We start from the raw sequence: 12,905 nt of genomic DNA on the forward strand, positions 1-12,905 counted from the left end.
CCCGGCACAGCCGCCGCCGAACGCGGGCGCCGTCTCGCCGCCCGGCTGGGGTGGGTTGGGTGGCTGGGCGCCGGGCACCATCGCGGTCCCCGGCCCGGACGTTCCGGCCACGCACCCGTATCCGGACCTGACCGCGGACTTCGCGGAGCGGACGCCGACCGCGGAGGAGTTCGCGACGCGGCGGCGGGTGCGCCCGCGCGTGGTCTCGGCCGCCACCGGCGCCCGCGCCGCGGCCCGGCGCGGCTCGTTCGGCCTGCTGCGGCTGCGCCCCGGCCGGGACGAGTCCGACCTGCGCGACGCGCTGCACGCCGTACGCCGGAACTTCGGTGGGCTCAGGCAGGTCACGGTCGTCAACCCCAAGGGCGGCGCCGGCAAGACCGTGGCGACGCTCATGCTGGGCATGGCGTTCGGGCGCAGCCGGGGCGGCTTCGTGCTGGCCTGGGACAACAACGAGACGCAGGGGACGCTGGGCATGCGCGCCCAGTCGGACGCGACCGGCCGCACGGTGCGCGACCTGCTGCGCGACCTGGAACGGTTCGCGGGCGGGTCGGGCCGCATCGGCGAACTGGCCGCGTACCTGCGCACGCAGGACGACGCGATGTTCGACGTGCTGGCCTCGGACGAGGCCGCGACGGCCGGCGAGATGCTCACGGCACGCGCGTTCCGCGAGCTGCGCGAGGTCGTCGGCAAGTTCTACAAGCTGCTCATTGTGGACACCGGCAACAACGTGCGGGCCGAGAACTGGCAGGCCGCGCTGGACGCGACCGATCAACTGGTGATCACACTTTCTGGCCGCAACGACTCGGCCGAGACGGCCGCCCGCCTGCTCGACCACCTGGAGCAGACGGGCCGCCGCGAGCTGGTGCGACGGGCCGTCACGGTGCTGACGCTGCCCCCGCATAGGGGCGACGCGCCGCCGCGCCGCGTGGAGTCCCACTTCGCGGCCCGCTGCCGCGCGATCTGCCACGTCCCCTACGACCGTCACCTGGACAGCGGCGCCCCGGTCGACTACCGCGCCCTCTCGGCCCCCACCCGCGCCGCCTGGCTCCGCACGGCCGCGACTGTCGCCGAGGGTCTCTAGCGCGGGCTGTGGCGAATGTGGACCGGATAGCGACCCTTACTCGCCACAGCCCGCGCAGGTCAGCCCGCGAGCGCGTCCGCGGCGGCGGGGTCGCAGTCGCGGAGGAACTGGGCGCAGCGGGCCGCCTCGTCGGCCTCACCGATCGCGTCGGCGGCCCGGGCCAGCGCGTGCAGGCAACGCAGGAAGCCCCGGTTGGGCTCGTGCGACCAGGGCACCGGGCCGCTGCCGCGCCATCCGCTGCGCCGCAGCTGGTCCAGCCCGCGGTGGTAGCCGGTACGGGCGTAGGCGTAGGCCGTGACCGTGGCGCCGTTGGCGAACGCCTGTTCGGCGAGCGTGGCCCACACGGCGCTGGAGGCCGGGAACCGCGCGGCCACCTCCTCGGCGCTTCCGGTGGCGGACGCGCCCGGATCGTCGGGCAACAGGGTGGGCGGAGTTTCCGGCAGCAAGTTGCGCATGACCCCATTCAACTGGATTGCCTCACTTCCGGATAGCTGAACGGGTGAGGGCTTTTCCACACGCTCAGCGGGTGGTGACGCAGGCCACTTGCGGGTTGAATCGGAGGTCCGGAGCCTCCCCAGGACCCGGTTAAGCGATGGCCCGGTTGCCCCGGGCCATCGTCCTGTCAGGAGGGTCCCAGCAGCACCCGCGCGGCCTCGCCCGCGTCGTCGGTGAAGTGGATGAGCCGCGACCGGTCGCCGACAGGTGCCGTCGCGAGCAGCGGCCGCAGCAGTGCCGCCACCGGCAGGTCGTCCGTCCAGAACCGCTGCCCCACGAACAGGAACGGCCCCGAGTGCTCGACGGTGCCGTAGAAGGTCATCGTCGCCGCCTGGAACACCTCCTGCACCGTGCCGGCCCGCCCGGCCGCGAACACGATGCCGCCCCGCGACAGCTTGAGGATCAGCTCCTCCCGCGAGGCGTTGGAGAACATCTTGCCGATCCGCGCCGCGAACACATTGGCCGGCTCGTGCCCGAAGAACCAGGTCGGAATGGCCAGCCCGCCGGCCTTTTCCCAGGATGTGCCGGGTTGCGGGGCATAGCGTGACCGCACGGCCAGCGCCGCCGCCGTGTAGGCCTGCCCGTCCCGGAAGTCACTGACAGCGGCCAGCTCGTCGATCGCATCTTCAAGATCTTCACGGGTACGCGTCGACAGAAAGGCGCCGAGGTTGGCGGCCTCCATGACGCCCGGTCCCCCGCCCGTGAGCACGAGGCGGCCGGCCCGGGCCAGGTGCCAGGCAAGTTCGGCCGCGTCGCGGTAACCGGGCGAGCCGCGGTGCTCGGCGTGCCCGCCCATGATGCCGACGACGCTGTCCGGACCGTGCGCGGCGACCCATTTCTCGGTCTCGTTGGCCAGCGCGTTGTCGATGCCGTGGTCGTGGATGCGCTGGGCGAGCGCCTCCCGCAGCGGCGGGGTCGCCCCGCCCTGCGCGTAGTAGTGCGCGAACACCCGCGTGTCGTACATGGCCTCGAAGCCGCCGTCGGCGAACCCGGCGACCAGGTCGTCGGGGGTGTAGAGGCGGGACGGCTGCGTCGGGTACGGCAGGTCGAGGAAGCGGGGGACGACGTGCGCGCCGCGCGCGACGACGTCGGTGGCTTGGGCGACGGACAGCATGCAGCCCAGGAAGATGGCGCGGGTGACGTCGATGTCGCGCAGGTCGACGGCGGTGAGGTCGAGCCCCTGCAGGATCAGGTCGGCGACGGTGCCCCGGCGCAGGCACCGGGCGAGCTGCTCGGGGGTCTCGATCTCAGCGGCGCTGTGGTCGACGGGCGCGATGACGTGCGGCAGCGGGGTAGGCACCCGGTGATGGTACGAGCGAGGGCCGCCCGCATGCTCACGGACGGCCCTCGACTGTCGCGGTTACGCCTTGCTCAATTGCGCCTTCCGGTCCTCACCCAAGGGCGGCTCCGGCCGTCAGGCGGCAGCGGAGGTCCCGAGCGAGCGCAGGTCGGTGCACGCCTCGACGACGCGCTTGGCCAGGCCGGCCTCGGCCGACTTGCCCCAGGCGCGCGGGTCGTACGCCTTCTTGTTGCCGACCTCGCCGTCGACCTTCAGGACGCCGTCGTAGTTCTTGAACATGTGGTCGACGACCGGCCGCGTGAACGCGTACTGGGTGTCGGTGTCGATGTTCATCTTGACCACGCCGTAGTCGACGGCCGACTGGATCTCCGAGAGCAGCGAGCCGGAGCCGCCGTGGAAGACCAGGTTGAGCGGCTTGTCCTGGCCGAACTTGGCGCCGATCGCGTCCTGGATCTCCTTGAGGATCTCGGGGCGCAGCTTGACATTGCCCGGCTTGTAGACGCCGTGCACGTTGCCGAAGGTGAGGGCGGCCATGTAGGTGCCGTTCTCGCCCAGGCCGAGCTTCTCCACCATGGCGGTGGCGTCCTCGACCGTCGTGTAGAGCTTGTCGTTGATGGCGTTCTCGACGCCATCCTCCTCGCCACCGACGACGCCGACCTCGATCTCCAGGATCACGTTGGCGGCCTTGGCCTGCGCGAGCAGCTCCTCGGCGATCTGGAGGTTCTCGCCCAGCGGCACGGCCGAGCCGTCCCACATGTGCGACTGGAACAGCGGCGTGCCGCCCTTGGCGACGCGCTCGGCCGAGATCGCCAGCAGCGGGCGGACGAAGCCGTCCAGCTTGTCCTTCGGGCAGTGGTCGGTGTGCAGCGCGACGTTGATCGGGTACTTCTTGGCGACCTCCTCGGCGAAGGCGGCGAACGCCACCGCGCCGGTGACCATGTCCTTGATCGTCGGGCCCGAGAGGTACTCCGCGCCGCCGGTCGAGACCTGGAGGATGCCGTCGCTGCCCGCGTCGGCGAAGCCGCGCAGGGCCGCGTTGAGCGTCTGCGACGACGTGACGTTGATCGCCGGGTACGCGAAGCCGCCTGCCTTCGCGCGGCTGATCATCTCGGCGTAGACCTCTGGGGAGGCGATAGGCATGGTGCGCTCCTTGTTGACTGCATGATCGGAAATGTCGCGGTGGCGGACCGCGCTGTCCTCGCCGGAAAAGTATCCCGCAGCCCCACCGACCACGGAACTCGGGCCTTCACGGTTGCCCCGCGCGCTTCCCGGGTACGGCTTTACCGTAGACAACGGGAGGTGGCGCCACATGACGATGCCGGATGAAGATCTCACTCCCAGTGACCACCTGACACCGGAGGAGCGTGACCCGGAGGCGCCCGCCGCCGACGCCGTGGAGCAGGCGATCTCCGCCAACCCTGCCGAGGCCGCGCCTGAGATCCACCGTGGTCTCGAGGTCAGCGAGTACGACGCGGTCGAGCAGGCCCACATCGTCGACATGGACGACGAGTACCGCGAGGGCTGATGGAGACCTCCTTCGCCGCCCAGCCCAGCACGCTCGAGGGGGTGCGGGACTGGTGGCGGTGGATGCGGGACAACGACCCGGTCAACTGGGACGGACGGTACGGCGCCTGGCACGTCTTCCGGTACGCGGATGTCGTGCCCGTACTCGCCGAGCCTTTGATCTTTTCGTCTGACCTATCGGAGCTGGTCCCGCCGCAGCCGGAGGTCGAGCTGTTCAACCGCGGGAACTTCGCCCGGATGGATCCGCCCCGGCACGACAAACTGCGCAGGCTCGTCAGCAGGGCGTTCACGCCGAGGGTCGTGGCGGACCTCGCGCCGCGCATCACGGCGGTGACCCAGGAGCTGCTCGACGCCGTCGCCGGCGAGCCGGAGTTCGACCTGGTGACCGCGCTGGCCTACCCGCTGCCGGTGACCGTGATCGCCGAGCTGCTGGGGGTGCCGACGAGCGACCGGGCGCTGTTCCGGACGTGGGCCGACGCGCTGCTCACCCAGCCGCTGCCCGACCGCATGGTGCCCGACGAGGAGTCCATGCGGCTGCGAGCGGCCCCGCTCGGCGACATGATCGATTACCTGCTGGCCCACATCCGGGCGCGCCGCGCCGCCCCGCGCGACGACCTGACCAGCCAGCTCATCGCGGCCGAGGTGGACGGCGAGCGCCTGGTCGACGACGAGATCGTCGGGTTCGTGGGGCTGTTGCTCATCGCGGGACACATCACCACGACGACGCTGCTGACCAACACGGCGCTGAGCCTGGACGAGCATCCCGACGCGGCGCGCGACCTGCGCGCCGACCGGTCACTCGTGCCGTCCGCGCTGGAGGAGGTGCTCCGCGACCGGGCGCCGTTCCCGCGCCTGGCCCGCGTCGCCATGCACGACGCCGCCGTCGGGACGCGGACGATCCCGGCCGGTCAGATCCTCAACCTGTGGATCGGGTCGGCGAACCACGACGAGCGCGAGTTCCGTGACGCGGGCACGTTCGACATCCGCCGGCACCCGAACCCGCACCTGACGTTCGGCCACGGGATCCACTTCTGCCTGGGCGCGCCGCTGGCCCGTCTGGAGGCCGCGATCGCGGTGCCGATCCTGCTGGACCGGTGCACGGACCTGGTGGTGGCGGACGGGGCGGAGCTGTTCGACGCCCGGGTCATGGCCGGCGCGCGTCGCCTGCCGATGGCGGCGGTCTGGTCGTGACCTGGCGACCCGGCCGAATGCCGCCCCCCGTGCGGCACTCGGCCGGGTCGCCCCCGTCCCCCTAATACACGCTTCGAGGCACCGGAATGGTTGCACCGGGAGCCAAGAAAACTTTCCTCACTTTGACGGCCAGTCCGATCCGGGGTGGTCGGCCAGCCAGTCTGCGGCCCTGTCCGCCTTCAGCGCGGCGAAGAAGTCCTTCGAGTTGTCGTCCATGACCTGGTACGACAGCCCGTCGATGGTCTTGGAGTGGTAACCGCCGATCGGCGTCGTAACCACGGTGATGTCCTTATCGAGCACGGGCCGCAGGGTCTTGGCCAAGTCACCGACCGCGATGCCACCTGTGTCGAGCACCAGCGACGGACCGATCGCGTCGGTGAGGGCGTCCAACGTGGCCAGGTCGGTCAGGTCGATCGACTCCTTGGCCTGGCGGAGGACCGCACGGAACATCTGCGCGATATGCCGGTCGCGGTCGTAGCTGCCCGTCGGCAGACCTTGGCGCTGGCGGGCGTAGTCCAACGCCTCCCACGCCTTCAAGGTCCGGCACCCGGGCCGGTAGACGTAGGGCTGGACGCCGTCCCGCGACGTGCTGGTGTGGTAGCGACCGTTCCTGTCGTGGTGCTCCGAGCGCACCACCTGGTCGATGCACATGTGCACCCCGCCGAGCGCGGCCACGAGCTTCTTCAGCCCCGTGAACTCGATGGTCGCCCCGCCGTCAAAGGTCACGCCGGTAAGGCTGGTCACCGCCGCGGCGGTCGCTGGGAAGCCGCGCAGCGCGTAGGTCTCCGCCAGTTTCCCCCGGGTGCCGGGCGAGGGCGTGACCAGCACGTCCCGTGCGACGGTCACCAGGTACAGCCCGCTGCGATCTGCCGGCACGTGAGCGATCATGACGGAGTCCGCGCGTACCGGTGCCGTCGAGTTGACGCGCTTGTCCAGGCCGATGAGCAGGAAATTGAGGGGCCGACCCGTCACTTCAGGGGCCGGTTGCTGGATGCCGGGGATCAACGGCTCCTCTCGCAGCGGCATCGCCCACCGGGCCGCGACGGGTGCGACGACGGCGGCCACCAGGGCCAGCGCGGCACCCGCGCTGGTCGCCATCCACCGGCGGCGCCGGCGGGTGCGGGCCGTGCTGGCGGCCTTGTCGATGATGTGCGCGCCGGCCGGCACCAGGTCCTCGTGCCGCGCGAAGGTGTCTTTCAGGTCGTCCTCGAGCATCAGCGGCCTCCACCCGCGGTCCCGACCGGCTGTCGGGCGTCCTGTAGCTGTTCGCGCAGCGTGGCGAGCGCGCGGGAGATGTGCGCCCGCACGGTGCCGACGGCGCAACCGAGCACCTCGGCGACCTGCGCGTCGGCCAGGTCCTCGTAGTAGCGCAGCACCAGGGCCGCGCGCTGGCGACGGGGCAGCGTGGCGAGCAGCTGCCACATCTCGTCCCGGTCGGCGCCGCGCTCGGCGTGGTCGGCCACCGCCTCCTCGCGATGGGCGGTGCCGAGCACGATGTGCCGCACCCAGCGGCCGCGCCGCCAGTCCAGGTACGCGTTGGTGAGCATGCGGCGCACGTACAGGTCGGGCACGTCGGCCCGCGACACGCGCCGCCATTTCAGCTGGACGCGGACGAGGGTCTCCTGCACGAGGTCCTCGGCCAGATGGGGGTCGCCGGTCAGCATCACGGCGTAGCGCAGTAACGGCGCCAGCCGACTTCGGGCAAATTCGTCATACGTCACGCACACCTCCGGGGGCTCGCCTAGATACACGTCGCGGCCCCGGAGAACCATTGCGTCAATCGTGCCCGCGTCGGCGCAGAATAGCGGCTACCTGGGCTCGACCACCGGGAGTCCAGCGGCGGCCGCGGCCGCGAGCAGGCGTTTGTCGTACGTGACGAACCAGGTCAGCGCGGAGCCGAGCAGGGCGGCCGTGGCCAGGTGGATGGCGTCGAGGCTGCGCAGCAGCGGCTCAGGTTGGGCGGCGGCGGCCGCGCACACGCCGTCGTCCATGGCGATGAAGTTGATCGCGCCGAGGACGAGCGGCAGGTTCGCGAGCGCCGGCGGGTCGACGCGGCGCAGCGCGCGGGCGCACTCGACGCGCGCCAGCGTCGACGAGACGAGCGGCACGCCGCCCTGCTCCGTGAGCCATGTGCGCAGGGCGGGCGTCTCCGGCGTGACGTGCACGAGCTTCACGATCGCGCACGAGTCGAGATAGATCATCAGAACCGGTCGTCCCGGTCCTCACTGATCACGTCGGTGGCATCGAGCTCGGGGCGGTGCCCGGTGTCGACGGGTTCGGGCAGGTAGCCGGGGTTGGCGGCGGGGGTGAGCCGCCCGGCCGCCTCGAGCCGCGCGAGCACGTCGTCGGCGGGCGTGGCGGGCACCATGCGGATGACCGGGGTGCCCCGGTCGGTCACGATGATCGTCTCGCCCTCGCGGACGCGCCGCGCGATCGACGCGGTGTGGTGCGTCAGTTCCCGCAGTCCGATGGTCGCCATGACGGCAAAGTTACCACAATTTGTGGTCACAACGCCACGGCCGAATACCCCACCACGCGTGACGGATCCCCGGCCGTGTCGGCCGAGGTCTCATACCGCAGCACAGTCGGCGTCAGGCCCGCCGACGAAGCCCACTCCAGCAGCCCGCGCAGCGCGAACACGCCGCACGCGTCGCGTACCCCCACGTCCGCGGACCGCAACCCGACGATTGCCCGCAGCGTCGCGGCGTCCTGGACCCGCGCCCGGTCGTCGGGTTCGTAGTGCGACAGGTCGGTGCTGCACAGCAGCACCGAACCGGGGGCCAGCGCGGCGGAGATCACCGCGGCCACCTCACCCGCCGCGGCACTCCCCACCACCACCGGGAGTACGGCGAACCCGTCGGCGAGTACGCGCTGCAGGAACGGCAACTGCACCTCGAGCGAGTGCTCGCGCTGGTGCGCGTCGTCGTCGACGGTCACCAGACCGGCCTCGACCAGCGCGGACGCGTCCTCCACGCGCACCTCGCCCAGCGGGGTGCGCCACGCCTGCGCGGACGCCACCGCGCACCCGCGCAGCGGCGCGAAGTGGGCCGGGCCGATGAGCACGACGCGCCGGGTGTCGCGCGGCAGGCCCGCGTAGGCGACAGCGGCCGTGGGACCGGAGTAGATGTAGCCCGCGTGCGGCACGACGAACGCGTTCGTCGGGTGGGTCGACGTCGGCGCGGCCCGCAGCAGGGCGTCGACCTGCCGCGTCAGCTGGGTCGGGTCGGCCGGGTAGAACTGGCCGGCCACGGCCGGCGCGCGGACGGTGCCCATCACACGGCCTCGAGGATGTGCACCGGCAGCCGGCGCATGCCCCACGTGCCGTGCGGGCCGTCGTAGACGCCGGGCAGCTGGTGCCCGCAGCGCCGGCAGGCGCCGGTGTCGGTGAGCTGATAGTCGTTGATGGCGTACCAGTCGCGGACGACCGCCGCCGACCCGCACCCGGGGCAGTGGGTCGTCTGGCCGGCCGGGTCGTGGACGTTGCCGGTGTAGACGTAGCGCAGGCCGTGGTCGAGCGCGATGCGCCGGGCGCGGGACAGCGTCGACGGGGGCGTGTGCGGGACGTCCATCATCTTGAAGTCGGGGTGGAACGCGCTGAAGTGCAGCGGCACGTCCGGGCCGAGGTTCTCGACGAGCCACGCGGACTCCTCGGCCAACTCGGAGTCCGAGTCGTTGTAGCCGGGGATCAGCAGCGTGGTGATCTCGAACCAGACGTCGGTCTCGTGCCTCAGGTAGCGCAGAGTGTCCAGCACGACGCCCAGCTTGCTGAACGTGATCTTCTCGTAGAACTCGTCGGTGAACGCCTTGAGGTCGATGTTGGCGGCGTCCATGTGCTGGTAGAACTCCGCGCGCGGGACGGGGTTCATGAACCCGGCGCTCACCGCGATCGCCTTGATCCCCTTCTCGTGGCACGCGTCGGCGACGTCCATGCCGTACTCCATGAAGATCACCGGGTCGTTGTAGGTGAACGCGACCGAGCGGCAGCCGAGGCGTTCCGCCGTCGCGGCGAGCGACTCGGGCGAGGCGGCCCCGGACAGCGTGTCGATCTCGCGTGACTTGGAGATGTCCCAGTTCTGGCAGAAGCGGCAGGCCAGGTTGCAGCCGGCGGTGCCGAACGAGAGCACGGACGAGCCGGGCAGGAAGTGGTTGAGCGGCTTCTTCTCGACGGGGTCGACGCAGAACCCGGACGAGCGGCCGTACGAGGCGAGGACGATCTGGTCGTCCACCCGGCCCCGCACGAAACACAGGCCGCGCTGGCCCTCGTGCAGCTTGCAGGCACGGGGGCAGACGTCACACTGGATGCGACCGTCCGGCAGCTCGTGCCAGTGCCGCGTCGGCACCGTGTACGGGTCGGCCAGACTCAACGTGTCGTCGGCCATTCACCCACGGTAGGCCGCCCGAATTGCCCGCGTCCACCCCCGCGGGCCAGCGTGTGGGGCCGGGTGCCCCATCACAGGACGCCGAGAACCGGACACGGTCATGGCGGTCCGTGAGCACCGGCCGGTACCCTGATTCGCCGTGGACACCGTGACGACACAGGCCCTCGCTGACGTGCTCGCCTTCAACCCCCTCGATGTGAAGGGGCTCCTGGCGACGTTCGGTCTCGTCGGCGTGCTCGCGATCATCTTCGCGGAGACAGGCCTGCTCGTCGGCTTCTTCTTCCCGGGCGACTCGCTGCTCTTCCTCGCGGGCGTGGCCGCCTCGCCGGTGGCCAGCGAGATCCTCGAGGGCGTCGACCCGATGCCCATTGCCGTGCTGCTGATCGGCGCGCCCATCTGCGCGATCGTCGGCGCCCAGCTGGGGCACTTCCTCGGCGCGCGCTACGGCCCCCGGATGTTCAACAAGCCCGAGTCGAAGCTCTTCAAGCGGGAGTACGTCGAAAAGGCGGAGTACTACTTCAACAAGTTCGGCGCCCCGAAAGCCGTCGTCCTGGCCCGGTTCATCCCGATCGTCCGCACCTTCCTGAACCCGGTCGCCGGCATGCTCGGCATGCCGACCCGCAAGTTCTTCGTGTGGAACGTCATCGGCGCCATCCTGTGGACCGACGGCATCCTGCTGCTGGGCTACCTGCTCGCCAAGAAGATCACGGACGCCATCCCGGCCGAGAAGATCGACTCGTACATCCTGCCGTTCGTGTTCCTGATCATCCTGATCTCGCTGATCCCGATCTTCGTCGAGGTCTTCCGGACCCGCCGCGAGAAGAAGCGCCTGGCCGCCGAGGGCCTCGCCGAGGCGGGCGCCGTGCGCGTCACCACCCCGCCCACCCGCGCGGTCGGCAGCGCCTCGGTCCCCCCGTCCACCTCCTACGGCCCCGACAACCACGCCCGCTGACGTTCGGACCGTTGCGCCGGGAACTCAGCGCGTTAGGTCCAACGTCAGCCTGCGGCGGTCGCGGGGCGGCTAACGGGGCGGGCCCGCGCGGAGGCGGTCGCGGGACGCCTGCAGGACGTCCTCCTGGGGGAGGGACCAGTTGGCCTCCAGCCACCAGGTCGCCCCGGCGTCGGCCCAGGCCTGGACCGTGGCGGCGCCCTCGGCGCCGGGCTCCGTGACGCCCTCCATGACGACGTCGAAGCCGGTCATGTCGAGGCTGTGGGCGGCGCGCTCCTCCCGGAGCCAGGCGACGCCCTCGGCCAGGCCCTCGTGGGTGGGGCGGTTGATCTCGCCGGGCGGGGCGTCCGCCGGCGGCTTGAAGTAGGGCAGCCAGCCGTCCCAGCGGGCGACCCGGCGCATCGACCGGGGCGCGGGCCACAGCCCCACGACCCAGACGGGGATCCGCGGCTGCTGGACGACGGGCGGCGGCAGCATGACGTCGGAGCGCCGTGCGAAGTAGTGCTTGCCGGTGTACTCGAACGGCTCCCCACGCCACAGGTGGGTCAGCAGCTCCAGGCCCTCGTCGAGGCGCTCGGCCCGCACGCGGCGGCCCTCGTCGTCCTTGAACAGGAAGAACCGGGGCTCAGGCGCGCCCAGCCCGACGGACAGGGTGACCCGGCCGCCGGAGAAGATGTCGAGCGTCGCGGTCTGGCTGGCCAGGTCCCACGGGGGCCGGTGGGGCAGCGGGGTCAGCATGGTGCCCAACCGCAGCCGCTTCGTGCGCGCGGCGACGGCGGTGAGCCCCACCCACGGGTCGATGCCCCAGAGGGCCTCCCACATGAAGAAGCCGTCCCAGCCTGCCTCCTCGGCCACGACCGCCAGCTCAGCGGCCTCGGCCGCGCCTCCCCATGGGAGCACAAAGCCGTACTTCATGAGAATGACCCTAGCCCGGCGGACCGACAGTCGCGCCGCGTCAGATCAACGAGCCTGGATCGCGGTGGGCGAGGAAGTCGGGCGGGCAGGCGGGCAGCTCGCGCGGGCCCAGGCCGCCGGTCAACAGGAGAGCCTGGTAGGTGAGCCGGGCGGCCTCTTCGAGATTGGCCGCGCGCCGGTGCGCCATCTCCACGGTCTCGCCCAGCACGGCGCAGCCGTGGAAGGGGAGCAGGACGCAGTTCGTGCCGTCGGCGACGGCCTCAGCCACGGCCTCGCCCACGCCGGGCGTGCCGGGCGCGTGCCACGGCGTGACCGCCACGCGCCGCAGGTAGAACGCGTGGTCCGTCGTGATGAGCCGGACCGCCACGCCGAGCGCGTCGAGCAGCACGGCCGTCTGCGGGTGCAGGTGCACGACGGCGTTGACGTCGGGGCGGGCACGGTAGACCGACAGGTGGAGGCCCACTTCGGAGGATGGGGTGGCACCCTGGGGTGCCACCCCATCCGCAATCCGTACCCGGACGAACGACGTCCGGTCCAGGCGGTCCAACCAGGTGCCCGCCGCGGTCACCACACATTCGTGTGCGCCGGGTGACCGGGCGGACAGGTTGCCGCCTGACCCGATGGCGAGCCCCGCGCCGATGACCTCACGTCCGAGGTGGACGCACTGGTCGATGGGGTCGCCGCCGGGGTAGGTCAGCGGGCCGCCTTCTTCGTCGCCCGCTTGCGGGGCGGCGTGAGCAGGTCGGCGATCTGCTGGATCGCGGAGGGAACGATCCGGTAGTAGGCCCACACGCCCCGCTTCTCCCGCTCCAGCAAGCCGGATTCGGTGAGGATGCGGAGGTGGTGGGACACGGTCGGCTGGGACAGACCGATAGGTGCGGTGAGGTCACACACGCACGCCTCGCCATCGGGCGAGGCCTGGATCAGGCTGAGGAGGCGGAGCCTCGCGGGGTCGGCAAGTGCCTTGAGGACACCCGCCAGACGCTCAGCGTCGATCCGGTCGTAGGGCTCGCCGGCCAGCGGCGAGTTCGAGGGCAATATGAGTTCGGCCAGCGCAGTACGCACTACTCC

At 71.4% G+C, this 12,905-nt stretch carries 16 protein-coding genes; 4 read left to right on the forward strand and 12 right to left on the reverse strand.

Annotation, left to right across the window (positions count from 1 at the left end; all coding sequences use genetic code 11):
* The coding region (locus ABD211_RS03850) for a MinD/ParA family ATP-binding protein (protein WP_344126248.1) at positions 1 to 1,081 on the forward strand (1,081 nt) is incomplete at its 5' end.
* A 59-nt stretch (positions 1,082 to 1,140) separates the two neighbouring features.
* Here the strand turns inward: ABD211_RS03850 and ABD211_RS03855 are convergent.
* The 3 genes from ABD211_RS03855 to fbaA form a co-directional block, all read right to left on the reverse strand.
* A complete protein-coding gene (locus tag ABD211_RS03855; RefSeq protein ID WP_344126250.1) occupies positions 1,141 to 1,536 on the reverse strand; it encodes a DUF3151 domain-containing protein in 396 nt (131 codons plus the stop codon).
* 167 nt (positions 1,537 to 1,703) lie between these two features.
* The gene (locus ABD211_RS03860; RefSeq protein WP_344126251.1) at positions 1,704 to 2,876 is read right to left on the reverse strand and encodes an LOG family protein; all 1,173 of its coding nucleotides are present in this window, start codon (positions 2,874 to 2,876) and stop codon (positions 1,704 to 1,706) included.
* Positions 2,877 to 2,990: 114 nt separating this feature from the next.
* A complete protein-coding gene (gene fbaA, locus ABD211_RS03865; protein WP_344126254.1) occupies positions 2,991 to 4,016 on the reverse strand; it encodes a class II fructose-bisphosphate aldolase in 1,026 nt (341 codons plus the stop codon).
* 169 nt (positions 4,017 to 4,185) lie between these two features.
* Here fbaA and ABD211_RS03870 point away from each other — a divergent pair, with 169 nt between their 5' ends.
* Positions 4,186 to 4,401, forward strand: a complete 216-nt coding sequence (locus ABD211_RS03870) for a hypothetical protein (protein ID WP_344126256.1) — start codon at positions 4,186 to 4,188, stop codon at positions 4,399 to 4,401.
* Positions 4,401 to 5,591: a cytochrome P450 gene (locus ABD211_RS03875; RefSeq protein WP_344126258.1), complete on the forward strand. Its 1,191-nt coding sequence runs from the start codon at positions 4,401 to 4,403 to the stop codon at positions 5,589 to 5,591. Before ABD211_RS03870 ends, ABD211_RS03875 begins: the two co-directional genes overlap by 1 nt.
* A 117-nt stretch (positions 5,592 to 5,708) precedes the next feature.
* Here the strand turns inward: ABD211_RS03875 and ABD211_RS03880 are convergent, their stop codons facing one another.
* From ABD211_RS03880 to amrS, 6 genes are all read right to left on the reverse strand, one after another.
* Entirely contained in the window at positions 5,709 to 6,806 is a 1,098-nt protein-coding gene (locus tag ABD211_RS03880) for an LCP family protein (protein WP_344126259.1), read from the reverse strand.
* Positions 6,806 to 7,312 (reverse strand): SigE family RNA polymerase sigma factor, encoded by a 507-nt coding sequence (locus ABD211_RS03885; RefSeq protein WP_344126260.1) that lies wholly within the window; start codon positions 7,310 to 7,312, stop codon positions 6,806 to 6,808. Before ABD211_RS03885 ends, ABD211_RS03880 begins: the two co-directional genes overlap by 1 nt.
* 87 nt (positions 7,313 to 7,399) lie before the next feature.
* The gene (locus tag ABD211_RS03890; RefSeq protein WP_344126262.1) at positions 7,400 to 7,792 is read right to left on the reverse strand and encodes a type II toxin-antitoxin system VapC family toxin; all 393 of its coding nucleotides are present in this window, start codon (positions 7,790 to 7,792) and stop codon (positions 7,400 to 7,402) included.
* Positions 7,792 to 8,070, reverse strand: coding sequence for a type II toxin-antitoxin system Phd/YefM family antitoxin (locus ABD211_RS03895; protein ID WP_344126264.1), 279 nt, complete (start codon positions 8,068 to 8,070; stop codon positions 7,792 to 7,794). Before ABD211_RS03895 ends, ABD211_RS03890 begins: the two co-directional genes overlap by 1 nt.
* Positions 8,071 to 8,096: 26 nt before the next feature.
* On the reverse strand, positions 8,097 to 8,864 hold the full coding sequence (amrB, locus tag ABD211_RS03900) for an AmmeMemoRadiSam system protein B (RefSeq protein WP_344126265.1): 768 nt from the start codon (positions 8,862 to 8,864) through the stop codon (positions 8,097 to 8,099).
* The gene (gene amrS / locus ABD211_RS03905) at positions 8,864 to 9,970 is read right to left on the reverse strand and encodes an AmmeMemoRadiSam system radical SAM enzyme (protein WP_344126267.1); all 1,107 of its coding nucleotides are present in this window, start codon (positions 9,968 to 9,970) and stop codon (positions 8,864 to 8,866) included. Before amrS ends, amrB begins: the two co-directional genes overlap by 1 nt.
* Positions 9,971 to 10,109: 139 nt before the next feature.
* Here amrS and ABD211_RS03910 point away from each other — a divergent pair, with 139 nt between their 5' ends.
* The gene (locus ABD211_RS03910; protein ID WP_344126269.1) at positions 10,110 to 10,922 is read left to right on the forward strand and encodes a DedA family protein; all 813 of its coding nucleotides are present in this window, start codon (positions 10,110 to 10,112) and stop codon (positions 10,920 to 10,922) included.
* A 69-nt stretch (positions 10,923 to 10,991) separates the two neighbouring features.
* Here ABD211_RS03910 and ABD211_RS03915 read toward each other — a convergent pair whose 3' ends face one another.
* From ABD211_RS03915 to ABD211_RS03925, 3 genes are read right to left on the reverse strand one after another with little or no spacing between them, the layout of a single operon-like run.
* Positions 10,992 to 11,834, reverse strand: a complete 843-nt coding sequence (locus tag ABD211_RS03915; protein WP_344126271.1) for an LLM class flavin-dependent oxidoreductase — start codon at positions 11,832 to 11,834, stop codon at positions 10,992 to 10,994.
* A 40-nt stretch (positions 11,835 to 11,874) separates the two neighbouring features.
* Positions 11,875 to 12,624, reverse strand: a complete 750-nt coding sequence (locus tag ABD211_RS03920) for a class II aldolase/adducin family protein (RefSeq protein ID WP_344126274.1) — start codon at positions 12,622 to 12,624, stop codon at positions 11,875 to 11,877.
* The gene (locus tag ABD211_RS03925) at positions 12,528 to 12,872 is read right to left on the reverse strand and encodes an ArsR/SmtB family transcription factor (protein WP_344126372.1); all 345 of its coding nucleotides are present in this window, start codon (positions 12,870 to 12,872) and stop codon (positions 12,528 to 12,530) included. Before ABD211_RS03925 ends, ABD211_RS03920 begins: the two co-directional genes overlap by 97 nt.
* Positions 12,873 to 12,905 lie beyond the last annotated feature (33 nt).

This window comes from Luedemannella flava, from assembly GCF_039528515.1.
Classification (GTDB): Bacteria; Actinomycetota; Actinomycetes; order Mycobacteriales; family Micromonosporaceae; genus Luedemannella; species Luedemannella flava.